Below are 15,107 nucleotides of genomic sequence, written 5' to 3' on the forward strand. Positions count from 1 at the left end.
CAGCATAAAATATTTTATCATGAAACCAAGTTCCCTCTTTCTATTTGTTTTGCTGCTGATTGGATTTACATCGGATGTTGCTGCTCAGCGCAAGAAAAAAAGCGTGAAATCTAAAAAGACAGCAATCAGGAAAACCACAAAAGCAAAAAAGAAAAATAAAGCAGTTGCATCTAGGAAAAATAACAACAACCAGAAAACTACACAAGTACAGAATGTAAAGGGAGAAAGTATTTCAGTGGCCTATTCCATTCCGAATAGTCAGGATAGCAGCTCACCCAAAACGGTAATTATTACTTCTGCTTTCAAGCCATCTTTGCAGAATGCTGCAAAAGTAAATTTTACAGCTGCTACCGGTATCAATGATTCAAGCAGATTACCACTCACCTATAAAGTACCTTCTTCTAATTTATTTTTCCTTTACCAACCAATTCCATTAAAACCACTGGCTTTGCCAAGTGATTCTCCTATGGTCTGGAAAAATACCCATCAGGTTAAACTGGGAGCAGGTAATTTAAGCAGTTTCATGGGAGAAGGTAAATTCAGTTTTGGAGATATCCGAAATGCTGTTACCCAAATTGAGGCAGGCTATATTCGTACGCAAGGAAAATTGTATGCGCAACAATACAGTAAGTTTCATTTGGATGTACTAAACCATTTTACATCCAAATCAAATCTGGAATGGACATCCAGAGCCAACTTCCATAGCACCACACGCTATAAATATGGATTTCTGCCAAGCTCTTTGGCGTATACGAAAGACCAAATTCAGTTGGTGTATAATGCACTGCAACTTGAAGTAGGGTTGAAAAACAGCATTCCAACCGCTTCAAAAATCAATTTTAATCCGGTCATTCAGTTCAATCGCTTTACCAATGCAGAAAATGCTGGTGAAAACAACCTTATTTTGAATGCCCCAATACAAAAAGAATTGACTAGCCAATTTAGTCTGCAAATGGCATTTCAGGCGGATATTGCCAATTACAAAACCGATGTAAATGCATGGAAAAACAATCTTATTATATTGGCTCCATCTGTAAAATTTCGTTCCAATGCATTCAATCTGGAAGCAGGAATCAGACCTAGCTGGGATAATAGTGCATTTCATTTATTGCCCAATCTTATTTTGCAAACGGGCCTATCAGGAACTTCACTAAAACTGGAAGCTGGTTTTCAGGGAAGTATTGATAAAAATAGTTTCCGGTCGTTGGCAAAATTCAATCCATGGATAGCTTTGCCCAATGCCATTAAAAATACCCGGATGATAGAACAATTCATCGGGTTTAAGGGAAATTCAGGGAATCATATTTCTTACAATGCCAAACTGGCTTACCGTCAGTTAACCGATCAGCCATTATTCATTAATCAATTGGGTGACGGGAAGTCGTTTGACCTACTCTATACAAACATGAATATGCTTCATTTAGTTGGTGAAATGAATTATGCTGTTCAGGAAAAGCTGACACTAACCGCAGGTGCTCAATACAATCATTTCAGTAAAATTAGTGCAGCTCCGGACGCTTTTGGTATGATTCCGCTGGAACTAACCGGCACAGTATTATGGAAGCCATTGAGCGATTTACAGATAAAATCTGACATTTTTTATAGAAGTGGCTCAATGTACAGAGATCAGTTTTCTTTAGCTTCCAAACGCCTGTCTCCGGCTGTAGATTTGAATATTGGTGTGGAGTTTGGCCTGCTTCCTAAATTGAATGCATGGATTCAAATGAACAATATTTTCAATAATGTTTATCAACGCTGGAATCAATATCCTGTTTTTGGTTTCAATGTTTTGGGAGGAGTTGTATATTCGTTTCAATAAACAACTGTTGAATGTATCAATATTTGCATAAATACCTTGTTCTGAATCATCGCTTAAGCATACCAGATATAGGTAATTTTGTGATTGAGCAGAACTCCGCAAAACTGGATAGTGCCAATGGTTTCTTATTTGCGCCAGCACCTGCTATCCGTTTTAAGCAGGAACCAACACCACCTTCAGATAAATTTTTGTTTGATTTTATATCAGAAGAAATGGGAGTAGACCAAATGACTGCCATCAAGCAATTTCATGACTACGTTTATAAAATCAAAACTTCCTTAACAACACCACAGGGTGCTGTTATTCCTGGTATTGGTATGATGCGAAAAGAAGAAAACGGATATATACTTTTTACCCCTGAAAAGAATTTGCTGGACATTTTACCTCAGGTAAAAGTGGACGATTCCATAGAGTTAGCTAAAAAAGAAGTGGTTAAAATTAACCATGATGCGGATAGAAATTTAACCGAACAGGAAGAAGAAGATATCAGAGAATTGCTGGGTCAGGATACACAGATCCAATCCAGTGATAACTGGTGGGTATACGCAGTCATTCTTTTAATGATAGGTCTGGGTGCTTTGTTGTTTTATTATGTTTAATGCTACCAAGAGCTATGTATACACCTGTTCATTCCTTTCATTGCCCTGCCTGTAATTCCGGTAATATCCAATTCGCTTTAACAGCAAAAGATCATACAGTTAGTCAAATTAACTTTGATGTATGGCATTGCAACGATTGTTCATTGCGTTTTACGCAGGATATTCCTGCGATTCACGAGATTGGTACTTTTTATCAGTCTGCCAATTATATCTCTCATTCAAATACTAAAAAAGGACTGATTAATCAGCTGTATCATCTGGTAAGAAATTATACGCTAGGTTTAAAAGCCAGACAAATTAAACGATTTACTGGTTTACAAAAAGGAAGACTATTGGATATTGGAGCGGGAGTCGGTGCTTTTGCAGCTACTATGCAAAATGTAGGATGGACTGTGACGGCATTAGAGCCGGATGAGCAAGCAAGAAAAACAGCAGCAGATACATTTGGGTTAACACTGCAACTTCCCGAAGCATTGTATCGTTTTGTTGGAGATAGTTTTGATGTAATTACCTTATGGCATGTACTGGAACATGTACACGATTTATCAGGTTACTGGAAAGCCTTTCATACTTGTTTGCCTAAAGGAGGGAAGCTGGTGATTGCAGTACCCAATTATACATCAGCTGATGCCAGTTATTATCAGCAAGACTGGGCTGCTTATGATGTGCCAAGACATTTGTATCATTTTTCACCAGCCTCCATGCAGGAACTGGCCACGCAAAATGGTTTCAGAATGGTGAAAATGCAGCCTATGTGGTTTGATGCATTCTATGTAGCCATGCTAAGCGAACAGTACAAAACCGGTAAGATTAATTATTTGTCAGCCTTTATTCAAGGGATTAAATCAAATTGGAGCGCAATGGGTAATGCTGCTAAATGCAGTTCAGTTATCTACGTAATGGAAAAAAATTAATTCAATTGTATTTCATACAATGCCGGCCATCTTTTTCCTGTTATAAAAAAAGTTTTGCTCGAAGGGCGATAGGCAATCCCATTCAAAACATCTGTATTGGCTAATATTGGTTGATTTGTCTGTTGCAATAGCCCTGCCATATTCACTCTTCCAACTACCTGACCTGTTGCAGGATTAATTTTCAGAATATAGTCGGTAAGGTATTTATTGGCATATAAAAATCCTTCTGCCCATTCCAGTTCATTAATGCTGTCTACATATCCATTGTTATCGGTAACACCCACAGTTTTGACAATTTTAAAATTTGTAGGATCAACCCAATAGATATTACTCCCGCCAGTTGAAATGATTAGTGCCGTGTCATTGTGTGTAATTCCCCATCCTTCATAGGGCCAGTCAAAAGTTTTTTCTACTGCTAAGGTTTTGGCATTGTACTGATACACTTTGTGATTCTCCCAGGTTAACTGAAAAATTTTGTCTTTAAAAATGGTAATGCCTTCCCCAAATTCATTGTCAGGTAATTTAACTTTTTTAATTGCCTTTCCCGTTATAAAATCAGTTAGCAATAATTTACTTTCCGAATACCATCCGGTTCCTTCCCAAAGCTGATCCTTCAACCATTCAAGCCCCTGTGTGTAGGAAGAAGTATCGTGGGGATATATTTTAATTATCTGGTAAGGTATATTCGCCGGTTCCTGAACAATATTGATATTCTCACTGCTCTGGGTTTCCGTTTCTGCCCCGCTATTACAGGCAATTGCTCCCGTAACTATCCACAACAATACAAATCCTAATCTCATGTTCAATTTTTATTAAAGTTAAACATTCGCTGTAACCATTTTTGCTAATTTTTCGGCAATAACCGGGGTGAGTGCTACCCCCATTCCATTGCAGGCAATGGCAGCGAAAGTGTTGGGCGCTATCTGTTCAGTAAGCGGCTCTTTCGTTGGTGTGAATCCCATTATGCCACTCCAGTATTGTGCAATTTCAATTTTTTCTTCAGTTACAATATGCTCGCGTAGAAATGCTAATAAATGGGTTCTGATTTTTTCTGTACCTGACAAGTCAGTAGTTTCTTCTTCTTCAAAATCCAGATTGCGGGCTCCTCCAATCAAGATGCGGTTATCCAGATTACGCCAATAATAAAAACCTTCATCAAAATGAAAAGTCCCTTTCATGGGTAGGTGTTCAAATGTGTTGCTGACAATAATTTGTCCTCTTGCAGGAACAATATGTAGTGAAGGCATCAATTCCTGCGTGAATCCATTTACACAGCTAATCAATTGTTGACCACTTAATGTTAATCCATTTTTTGTTTGAACCTGAACACCGTTCTGATTACTATACCACTCTTTTACTTCTAATCCATAGAGAATTGTAACACCATTTTCTATAACCAATTTTGATAATGCATTCACCAGTTTGCCACTATGAATACCTGCTTCCAGCATATTTCCCACCAAATGGTCAAAGTTTTTCAGACCAATTTGCCGCATCTGTGCAGTTTGGTTGGTAAAAGTCTGATCCAGATTTGTAATGGGGGAGAGCAATTGGTTTAAGTATTGAATATGATCATCCAGATGCGCAGCCGTTTCATGAGAGGCCGGTATGGCTTCAAATCCACCACAAGGATCATATTGAATGGTAGCTCCAGAAAAATAGGATTTGATTTTCTCAATGCCTTTGTACCTAGCTTCCAGAATTTCCAACATGCGATGGGTTCCCATTGAAGCTTCATCACTCAATAATTCGGTAAGGCTTCCAAAACAGGCGAATCCTGCATTGCGAGTGGATGCCCCCAATGGAGTAGTATTTCTTTCGAGAATGGTAATAGAGAGGGAAGGACGTTGTTTTTTCAATTCCAACGCAGACCAAAGACCCATTAGTCCTGCTCCAATGATAATGATATCGGAGTGGGCATAATAACTGTCTTTTTCCCAGAATGAAAGCATATTAAACGTTGAAACGGAAATGCATAATGTCGCCGTCTTTCACAATATACTCTTTCCCTTCAATTCTTAAACGGCCATTGTCTCTGCAGGCAGATTCACTTCCGTATTTTACAAAATCTTCGTAGGCAATTACTTCTGCTTTAATGAATCCTTTTTCAAAATCGGTGTGGATTACACTTGCAGCCTGAGGTGCTTTCCAGCCCTTGTGGATTGTCCATGCACGAACTTCCTGAACGCCAGCAGTGAAATATGTATCAAGGTTGAGTAATTTATAGGCAGACTGAATTAAACGATTCAAGGCAGGCTCTTTCATTTGGTATTCTTCCATGAACATTTGCTTGTCATCCGGATTTTCCAGCTCAGCAATTTGCGCTTCAATATTGTTACACATGATAATAACCTGGGCCCCTTCAGCTTCAACTGCTTTTTTTAGTTGCTCCGAATATTTATTGCCGGTGTGCATGGAAGCTTCGTCTACATTCGCTACATATAATACAGGCTTATCGGTTAAAAGGAATAAATCTGCCACAGCAGATTTCTCTTCCTTGCTCAAACCCAATGTATGGATACTTTTTCCTGCCATTAGATGATTCTGACAGCGTTGTAAAATTTCAAATTCTGCTTTGGCTTTGGCGTCAGAACCTACCCGCGCCATTTTCTCTACGCGTTGCATTTTCTTTTCTACACTTTCCAAATCCTTCAACTGTAATTCTGTTTCAATAATTTCCTTGTCGCCAACAGGATTAATGACCCCTTCTTCACGAAGTACATTTTCGTCTTCAAAACAACGGATCACATGAATGATGGCATCTACTTCGCGGATATTGCCCAGAAACTTATTGCCCAGTCCTTCGCCCTTGCTGGCACCTTTTACCAATCCGGCAATGTCTACAATTTCCATTTGTGTAGGCACAACTCTGTTTGGGATTACTAGTTCAGCCAGTTTGGTCAGGCGTTCATCGGGTACGTCCACCAAACCTACATTGGGTTCAATGGTACAAAAGCGATAGTTACTTGCCTGAGCTTTTGCACTAATACTCACTGCATTAAAAAGGGTTGATTTACCCACGTTTGGAAGACCTACGATACCTGCTTGTAAAGCCATTATACAAATTTTGAGGCGCAAAGGTAAGGAAAGGATTTCATAGGGCATGGTGCTGCAATAGCAAGTTTTACTATCTTAGACCCATGGCACTGAATTATGTTTGGATACTATTTTTTGTGATTGGGCTAATCATTGCACTGATCAAGCTGATTGTGTTTCAGGATTATGAAATTTTCAAAAAACTGGTGGAAGGCATTTTTGATGCTAGTAAGTCTAGTGTCATGGATATTGCTTTGCCATTAACAGGGGTGATGGTATTCTTTATGGGATTAATGAATATTGGTGAAAAAGCTGGTGCCATAAATTTTCTTGCCAGAATTCTGAATCCTTTTATGAAAAGATTGTTCCCAGGTGTGCCCGACAAGCATCCGGCCATGGGGCAGATGGTTATGAATTTCAGTGCCAATATGCTAGGCCTGGACAATGCAGCAACTCCCTTTGGTTTAAAAGCCATGGAGAGTCTGCAAACTTTGAATCCGGAAAAAGAAACAGCCAGTAACGCACAAATTATGTTTCTGGTTTTGCACACAAGTGGATTAACACTGATTCCACTTTCCATCATCGCTTACAGAGCGGGAGCGGGGAGCACCAACCCTACCAGCGTTTTTGTTCCGCTCATGCTGGCTACTGCTGTGGCAACGGTTGCCAGTATTATCATTACCGGCATTTACCAGCGATTGAAATTTGACAGGGTATTGATTGCTTGGCTGGGAACCATCATCACGGCTATTTTTTTATTTGCCTGGTTTATACAGCAATTGCCCTCTCAGAATGATTTTTCAGTACCTACATTGCTAACCAAAGAAACTTTCAGCAATGTGTTAGGTAATATCATTTTATTCCTGATTATCTGTACGTTCATTATAGGTGGTCACCTGAAAAAAGTAAATGTATTTGATGCTTTTATTGAGGGCGCCAAACAAGGATGGGAAGTGATTTTAAAAGTAATTCCATATCTGGTTGGAATGCTGGTAGGCATTCGGATATTCAGAGAGAGCGGGGCACTGGAAGCCATTATCAGTGGCATTACCTGGTGCTTTACGGCGGTTGGTACCAGCGGCGATTTTGTTCCCGCATTGCCAGTAGCCATCATGCGTCCATTTAGTGGGGGCGGAGCCAGGGGATTAATGCTCGATATATTTAAAACCCATGGCCCCGATAGTTTTATTGGACAATTGGCCAGTACCTTTCAAGGTAGTGCCGACACAACTTTCTACATCATTGCCTTATACTTCGGTAGTGTTGGTATTAAGAAAGTACGCTACGCCATCTGGGCAGGTATGCTAGCAGATCTCATAGGGGTAATAGCTGCTATTGTGATTGCTTATATCTTTTTCAAATAAGCATTATAAAATTTACCAATAGCCGCTACTTACAATTGATATGGCACAATCTTGCCTTCAAAAAAGCTATTCAATCTAATTGGTCTCTGACAACTCCATGATGATGTCCCATTCTGCTTCAGTAACGGGTTGCACAGATAATCTTTGTGCTTTCACCAATGCCATATTTGCTAAACGTTTGTCGGATTTTACGGTGGCCAGACTAACAGGCTTTTTTAATTTTTTAACTGGTTTAAAATCCACTACTACCCATGCGGTTTCCTCTGTGGTTGGATCCTGATAAGCCTCTGTAACTACTTTGGCTATGCCTACAATTTCAAGGCCTTCATTGCTATGATACCACAAAGCGAGATCCCCTTTTTTCATGGCTCTTAAATTGTTTCTAGCTTGGTAATTTCTTACACCATCCCAAAATGTCTGCTTGTCTTTTACAAACTGATCCCAGCTATATTTGAAGGGTTCAGACTTAATCAACCAAAAACTCATGCCAATTCTTTTATTGTTTCATTGAATGCAATTCCTTCCTTAGCCAGTTCGGCCAGTACAGGTTCGTAAATTTCTTTTACGATTGGTATATGTAACCCTTTCAATTGAATTTTGTTCTCTAAAATTAAAACAGCTGCAATTCCCAAAGGCATTCCAACCGTCTTTGCCATTGCCGTTCTTAGTTCATCATCACCTTTTACTACCAAAGAACTATTCAATGCAAATTTTTGCTGATTGAGGGTATATTCAAATTCGTGCAGCATCACAATTAGGTCTTTATCACCGGGTGCCAGTTTCCATTTATCTTCCAGTATGTCTTGTAACAATTGAGCAGTTGACATTTCACCTTTATTGATTAGGGCAGGATTGTTTAACCCAAGGAAATTAAACTGCTCCTTCAAATCAGCAGTATCCAGATTTACTTTGTGTTTGTTCAAATGACTGCTGAAGAAATCAGCATAACTAAGACCATCGGTGTTGATGATTGCTTCATCGCTGGTTAGTTGTGCTGCCACCATTTTTTCCCAACCTGTACAAAAGGAAGCATAACGCAAAGTGGTTCTGACAAATGTTTTGGCATTTTCCAGCTGATACAAGGGGATATATGAAAGTGAGTCTCTGTTAGGGTAGTAGGCCAGTGTTCCTACTTCAGGAATGGCTAGTTGCCCGCAATCCACAAAAATCTTTTCGTAGGGAATATCTACATGGGTGCCATTTTCTTTATAAACAGCACCTGCTTTACCTGCAGTAACAATATTTCTGGGGTTCCAGCTGATTTTATAATGCCAGGGGTTGTTATCCGATTCTGGAGCAATTAAACCTCCGCAATGCGATTTAAAAGAATGAATGGTGCCACCTTTTTCTTTGATCTCTTCAATGATTTGCATGGCACTCATATGGTCTATGCCGGGATCCAGACCCATTTCACCTATAAACAATAAACCTGCTTCATTAATGGCCGATTCCAAACTTTTAATCTGTGCGTCCAGGTAGGAAGCCGTAAGCAGGTTTTTTCTCAACGCCACACAATCCTGTGCTACCCAAAAATGCAGCCCAGGTGGTAACAGCGAAATCACTATATCGGCAGTTGTAATCAACCCCCGCCTTTCTGCTTCATTTTCTATAGAGAGTCCATTTGCCTTTAATGAAGGGTAGCCGCTGATCTTTTTTTCTAAACTTTTCAGATCCTTATCGGCAATAGTACAAGTCCAGTTTTTTGCCTGGCAAATTCTACCCAAATAACCAATTAAAACCGTGGCAGATTTTCCTGCTCCGAATACAACAATATGCATGCAAATACAATTAAAAAAAATAAAGATAGAACAATTGGCGCCGATGCGTGAAAATCAATCATTTACACGGGGTGTAACCTGTGGATAAAACCCTTAAAAAAACAGCATTTTAAAGCCGTTTTAAGGTCTAAAAAAACTATCTTCGCAGACCTCCGTTCAGCCGAATATTTTTTTGTCTGAAAAGGATTAAAAAGAAGAACCCGAAAGTACCAATGGAAGAAAATTTATTACCGGAACAAACGAACGATAACGACCGCATTATTCAGGTCAATATTGAGGAACAAATGAAGACCGCTTACATCGACTATTCCATGTCGGTGATTGTTGGTAGAGCATTGCCTGATGTAAGAGATGGATTCAAGCCTGTGCATCGCAGAGTATTGTATGCCATGAATGAACTGGGCAATAACAGCAATAAGCCTTTTAAGAAATCTGCCCGTATTGTTGGGGAAGTAATGGGTAAATACCATCCCCACGGAGATAGTGCCATCTATGACACACTGGTTCGTATGGCCCAGGAATGGACGATGCGTTATACGTTGGTTGATCGGCAGGGTAACTTTGGTAACCAGGATGGAGATCCACCGGCTGCCATGCGTTACACGGAAGCAAGATTGCAGCGCATCGCAGAAGCTATGCTGGATGATATTGAAAAAGAGACGGTAGATTTTCAATTGAATTTTGACGATTCATTGGAAGAGCCAACCGTTTTGCCGACTCGCATTCCACAGTTGCTGGTAAACGGCTCCTCCGGTATTGCCGTGGGTATGGCCACCAATATGATGCCCCACAACTTGAGCGAAGTAGTAGATGGCTGTGTTGCTTATGTTGACAACAGAGATATCACTATTGAAGAATTGATGAATTATGTAAAAGCGCCTGATTTCCCTACCGGTGGTGTTATTTATGGTATGGAGGGAGTTAGACAGGCGCTCATGACGGGAAGAGGCCGTGTAGTGGTGCGCGGTAAATGCAACGTGGAAACCAAGCCGAATGGCCGTGAAATGATTGTGATTACCGAAGTGCCTTATCAGGTAAGCCGTGATACCTTAACAGACCGTATTGGACAGTTGGCCATCAATAAAGTTGTGGAAGGAATTTCCGATGTAGGTAACCAGAGTAATAAAGATGGTACCCGCATTGTTGTAGAATTGAAGAAGGATGCTGTTGCACAAGTAGTCATTAATCAGTTGTATAAGTACACGGAATTGCAGACCAGCTATGGTATCAATAACGTAGCCCTTAGCAATGGCCGCCCGGGTATTATGAATCTTCGCGACCTGATTAAAGCTTTCATTGAATTCAGAATGGAAGTGGTGATTCGTCGTGCCAAATACGATTTAAGAAAAGCAGAGGAAAGAGCACATGTGTTGGAAGGATACTTGAAAGCACTTGATCATTTAGACGAAGTGATTCGTTTGATTCGCGCCAGCCGTACTCCGGAAGAAGCAAAAGAAGCGCTGATGGCAAAGAGCCGCGAAGAACGCTGGTATTTGAACTCTGCTATGTTCTCTGAGCTAACTGCGGAATTGTATAACCAGGTAGAGGGATTGTCTGAAATTCAGGCGAAAGCTATACTGGAATTACGTTTACAGCGATTAACCGGTATGGAGCGCGATAAAATCATTGAAGAATTCAATGGCCTGATTGCAACCATTAAAGAGTTAAAAGCCTTGCTAGCGAATGAAGATCTTCGTTATGCGTTAATCAAAAAAGAGTTGTTAGAAGTTAAAGAAAAGTTTGGTGATGAACGTAAAAGCGAGATTCAATATTTAGCAGATGAAATGCGTATTGAAGACCTGATTGAAAATGAAGATGTGGTGATTACCATTTCTCATTTAGGATATATTAAGCGTACTTCTGCTACCGAATATCGTCAGCAGAAAAGAGGGGGAAGAGGTGCGGTAGGATCGAAGACGCGTGAAGAAGATTTTGTTGAACATTTATTTGTGGCTTCTACACACGATACCATTTTATTCTTCACAGAGAAAGGAAGATGCTATTGGATGCGCGTGTATGAAATTCCGGAAGGAGAGAAGCAAAGCAAAGGTAGAGCCATTCAGAATTTGATACAATTGCCCGGGGATGATAAAGTAAAAGCTATCATCAATGTGAAGGATATTTCTGATACAGACTTTGTACAAAATCACTATATCGTATTATGTACCAAACAAGGTATTATTAAGAAAACATCCTTAGAAGATTTCAGCAGACCTAGAGCCAATGGTGTAAATGCCATTACGATTGTGGAAGGCGATGAGCTCTTAGAAGCTAGACTTACCAACGGCTCCAGCGAAATAATGATGGCGGTAAAGAGTGGAAGAGCCATTCGTTTCCCCGAAGAAAAAGTAAGAGCCACAGGAAGAGGAGCTATTGGGGTTGCCGGTATTGAGGTAGATGATTCCAAAGACGAAGTGGTTGGCATGATTTGTGTAAACAAGGATGATGCTGAAAGAACTATCTTGGTGGTAAGTGAAAAAGGATTTGGAAAGAGAACAGCCATTGAAGACTATAGAATTACCAATCGTGGCGGAAAAGGGGTAAAGACCATAAATGTTACCGAAAAAACAGGTAGCCTGGTAGGTATACTATATGTGAAAGAGGTTGAAGATTTAATCATCACTTGTAAGTCTGGTATTACCATTAGAACCGGTATTGCAGATATCAGAGAAGCGGGAAGGGCCACACAGGGTGTGAAACTCATTCGTTTGGATGAGGGAGATGAAATTGCAGCTATTTCTCAGATTGAAGAACAGGAAGAGGAAGAAGCGCTGTTGACAGATGAAAATGGTTCAACAGAACAAACCGATTCTGTTGATAACAGCGAAGCATCATCTGGTAACAATAAAGCCAATGAAGATGCTGGATTGAATAGTAATAATGAAGAAGAACCTTTAAATTAAGTACACGACTAAAAACAACCATATGAAGTATTTTTTCTCCTTGTTGTTAAGCGTAGCCATGATAACTGTTGCTACTGCTCAGGATTTCAAGAAAGTTGAAACCAATGTTTTATTGAAGAAGTTTGAGGATGCCAAAGCAGAATTGGACAAAGCAATGGCCAATCCAAAGAATCAGGACAAAGCAGAAGGCTATTACTGGAAGTCACGCATTTATGCTGCGTTCTATCAGAATGAAGCTTCTCGTACAAAATATCCCAATGCGGTAGAAGAAGCCCATGCTGCTTTCCAGAAGTTTGCAGAATTAGAACCAACTTTAGCAAAAGCGAAAGAAAAAGGACCCGATGGATACTTTGATATGTACTCCACGTCTTTCAATTTAGGCATCAATAGCTTCAAGGATAAAAAATACAATGAAGCATCTAAAGAATTTGAAAAAGCGGTTATCTACAGCGATTATATTTTCAAAAACAAGTGGGCAAGTTCTCAGCAGCCATTTGATACCACTTCCATTTTGTATTGTGCCTACTCTTTCCAGAATGCTCAGAAAGCAGATGATGCTGCTAAGTATTATGCAAGATTAGCCGAAAGCAAAGTAACAGGAGAGGGTTTTGCCGACATTTACAAGTACATGGTAGATTATTATACCAAGCAGAAGAACAAGGATTCTTTTGAAAAGTATATGGCATTGGGTAAAGAAGTTTATCCTAAAGAAAATTGGGAAGATTTTGAAATTGAGTTCATAGATCAGAATTATGATTTAGCTGGCAAGACCGCTTTGTACGATCAGATGGATGCGGCAGGTCAATTGACAGAAAACAAATATTTGCAGTTTGGCGATGTTTTCATCACTGCCAAAAATGACGATGCATTAGATAGCGCATCTGTTGACAAGTATACCCGTAAAGCAATTGAAGCTTTCAAAAAAGCATACGAGAAAAACAACAACAATGCCATTGCAGCATTCAACGTAGGGGTAACTTATTACAACTACTTCAATATGGAAGATGAGAAGTTTGCTGCCAATATAAAAAAATTACAGGAGTTGAATGCTAACAAGCCAGTAGTTAAGGATCCAAAGAAAAAAGCAGCTGCTGATGCAGAGTTTAAGGCAAAAACAGATGCGGTTAAAAACGAGAATGCAGTCATTGAAAAGAAGTCTATGGAATTGACCGATGTGGCTGCAGAGTGGTTAACCAAGGCTTACACCATTTTAAAAGACAAAGCAACCCGTACCAATACAGAAAAGAGTGTAGTTAATAAATCTGTTGACTTTATAGCCAATATTTATTACTACAAAATGGGTCGTGTTAGAGGTAAAGACGCTAAATTGTTTGATCAATACGAAGCTAAGTATAAAGAGTTTGATGCTTTACACGGCACTTTTAAATAAGTTAAAGTAGTTACTCTAATGCCAATCCGTACCCTTTTTTTATTCCTTGCATTTGCAGGTATCTTCTCTTGTACTTCCAGTAAAAAAGAAGGAACAGTAGAAGATACTTCGCAAATGACAGTGGAGCCCACTGTAAAAACAGTGCCATTGATCAGTGGATATGAAGTGATTTGGGGTATGGATTTTTTGCCCAATGGCGATTTACTTTTCACTGAGAAAAAAGGAAAACTTCACAGAAAAAGCGGTGATAAAATCACGGAAATAACAGGGCTGCCGGTTATCAATACCAGTGGGCAGGGCGGTCTGCTAGACGTTCGCGTTTCTCCTCAATACAATAGCAACGGATGGATATTCATTACATATGCAGGGAATCATCCAAGCGGTGGAGGCAGTTTTCATTTGATGCGTTTTAAATTGCTGAATGATCAGATTACCGAACCCAAAATTTTGTTGATTTCCAACTCGGCCAATACCATGACAGGCCATTATGGAAGCAGGATCGATTTTGATGAAGCGGGTAATTTATATGTAAGTTTTGGGGAAGGAGGTGCCACCAGTTATGGAGGAGTCAATTCACCCAATAAAAATGCCCAGGATGTAAATAGTACCTGGGGAAAGGTTCATCGCATTACACAGGATGGCGGCATACCAGCTGGAAACCCCGTATTACCTGGCAATACAACACCCACAACCGTTTATAGTTACGGACATCGTAATCCTCAAGGTTTGGTGTATAATCCCTCAACAAAAGAAATCTGGGAAGCGGAACATGGCCCCAAAGGAGGAGACGAAGTCAATATAATCAAAGCCGGCAATAATTACGGCTGGCCATTGGTTTCTTATGGGGTAAATTATGATGATAAGCCCGTTTCGGCAAGCCCAACCATGGCAGGTGTTACAGATCCTGTACACAATTGGGTGCCATCCATTGGTGCCTGTGGAATGGCTTTTATTACCGATAAAAAATTCAAAAGCTGGACCGGCAATTTATTGGTCGGTGGACTGGCTTTAAAATATTTAGCCCGCCTTGAAATTAAGGACAACAAAGTTGTCAAAGAACACAAATTGCTTGATAAAGGTGGACGCATTCGACACGTGCGCCAAGCACCTGATGGTTCCATTTATGTTTCCATAGAAGGACCCGGAAGGATAGTGAGGTTGGTGGCGGAATAGTTTCCCTTTTTTTCTTGAGAATTCGATTTGAGTGGATTGGTAAATATCCTAAGCATTTCTTCCAATTCTGTTGTGCGCTATTTAACATAATGTTAATTATGAGAAATAAGATATTTTAAATTCTAACTGAT

Annotated in this window: 12 protein-coding genes; 7 read left to right on the plus strand and 5 right to left on the minus strand. The window is 39.9% G+C overall.

Features of this window, described 5'->3' with window-relative positions:
- Positions 1-19: 19 nt before the first annotated feature.
- From TEGAF0_RS02675 to TEGAF0_RS02685, 3 genes are read left to right on the plus strand one after another with little or no spacing between them, the layout of a single operon-like run.
- The gene (locus TEGAF0_RS02675) at positions 20-1,819 is read left to right on the plus strand and encodes a TonB-dependent receptor (RefSeq protein WP_264899850.1); all 1,800 of its coding nucleotides are present in this window, start codon (positions 20-22) and stop codon (positions 1,817-1,819) included.
- 11 nt (positions 1,820-1,830) lie between these two features.
- Positions 1,831-2,418, plus strand: coding sequence for a hypothetical protein (locus TEGAF0_RS02680; RefSeq protein ID WP_264899852.1), 588 nt, complete (start codon positions 1,831-1,833; stop codon positions 2,416-2,418).
- Positions 2,418-3,332 carry a class I SAM-dependent methyltransferase gene (locus TEGAF0_RS02685; RefSeq protein ID WP_264899854.1) on the plus strand — a complete coding sequence of 305 codons (915 nt, stop codon included), beginning with the start codon at positions 2,418-2,420 and terminating at the stop codon, positions 3,330-3,332. The genes TEGAF0_RS02680 and TEGAF0_RS02685 overlap by 1 nt, the downstream gene beginning before the upstream one ends.
- Here the strand turns inward: TEGAF0_RS02685 and TEGAF0_RS02690 are convergent.
- Genes TEGAF0_RS02690 through ychF form a run of 3 tightly spaced genes read right to left on the minus strand, consistent with a single transcriptional unit; the run spans position 3,329 to position 6,389 of the window.
- Complete coding sequence (locus TEGAF0_RS02690) at positions 3,329-4,132, minus strand: glutaminyl-peptide cyclotransferase (protein WP_264899856.1); 804 nt, start codon at positions 4,130-4,132, stop codon at positions 3,329-3,331. The two genes, TEGAF0_RS02685 and TEGAF0_RS02690, sit on opposite strands and share 4 nt — an antisense overlap.
- Before the next feature lie 18 nt (positions 4,133-4,150).
- Positions 4,151-5,284 (minus strand): NAD(P)/FAD-dependent oxidoreductase, encoded by a 1,134-nt coding sequence (locus TEGAF0_RS02695; RefSeq protein WP_264899858.1) that lies wholly within the window; start codon positions 5,282-5,284, stop codon positions 4,151-4,153.
- A gap of 1 nt (position 5,285) precedes the next feature.
- On the minus strand, positions 5,286-6,389 hold the full coding sequence (gene ychF / locus TEGAF0_RS02700) for a redox-regulated ATPase YchF (protein ID WP_264899859.1): 1,104 nt from the start codon (positions 6,387-6,389) through the stop codon (positions 5,286-5,288).
- An 83-nt stretch (positions 6,390-6,472) separates the two neighbouring features.
- Here ychF and TEGAF0_RS02705 point away from each other — a divergent pair, with 83 nt between their 5' ends.
- Positions 6,473-7,732 carry a nucleoside recognition domain-containing protein gene (locus tag TEGAF0_RS02705; RefSeq protein ID WP_264899860.1) on the plus strand — a complete coding sequence of 420 codons (1,260 nt, stop codon included), beginning with the start codon at positions 6,473-6,475 and terminating at the stop codon, positions 7,730-7,732.
- A gap of 75 nt (positions 7,733-7,807) precedes the next feature.
- Here the strand turns inward: TEGAF0_RS02705 and TEGAF0_RS02710 are convergent, their stop codons facing one another.
- Both TEGAF0_RS02710 and TEGAF0_RS02715 read right to left on the minus strand, forming a co-directional pair.
- A complete protein-coding gene (locus tag TEGAF0_RS02710; protein WP_264899861.1) occupies positions 7,808-8,218 on the minus strand; it encodes an EVE domain-containing protein in 411 nt (136 codons plus the stop codon).
- On the minus strand, positions 8,215-9,510 hold the full coding sequence (locus TEGAF0_RS02715) for a saccharopine dehydrogenase C-terminal domain-containing protein (RefSeq protein ID WP_264899862.1): 1,296 nt from the start codon (positions 9,508-9,510) through the stop codon (positions 8,215-8,217). The genes TEGAF0_RS02710 and TEGAF0_RS02715 overlap by 4 nt, the downstream gene beginning before the upstream one ends.
- 212 nt (positions 9,511-9,722) lie before the next feature.
- Between TEGAF0_RS02715 and gyrA the strand changes: the two genes are divergently transcribed.
- The 3 genes from gyrA to TEGAF0_RS02730 are packed head-to-tail and all read left to right on the plus strand — an operon-like array spanning position 9,723 to position 14,976.
- Positions 9,723-12,413, plus strand: a complete 2,691-nt coding sequence (gene gyrA / locus TEGAF0_RS02720; RefSeq protein ID WP_264899864.1) for a DNA gyrase subunit A — start codon at positions 9,723-9,725, stop codon at positions 12,411-12,413.
- Between the two features lie 22 nt (positions 12,414-12,435).
- Complete coding sequence (locus TEGAF0_RS02725; protein WP_264899866.1) at positions 12,436-13,803, plus strand: hypothetical protein; 1,368 nt, start codon at positions 12,436-12,438, stop codon at positions 13,801-13,803.
- Between the two features lie 18 nt (positions 13,804-13,821).
- Positions 13,822-14,976: a PQQ-dependent sugar dehydrogenase gene (locus TEGAF0_RS02730; RefSeq protein WP_264899868.1), complete on the plus strand. Its 1,155-nt coding sequence runs from the start codon at positions 13,822-13,824 to the stop codon at positions 14,974-14,976.
- Positions 14,977-15,107 lie beyond the last annotated feature (131 nt).

It is taken from the genome of Sediminibacterium sp. TEGAF015 (assembly GCF_025997995.1).
Classification (GTDB): Bacteria; Bacteroidota; Bacteroidia; order Chitinophagales; family Chitinophagaceae; genus Sediminibacterium.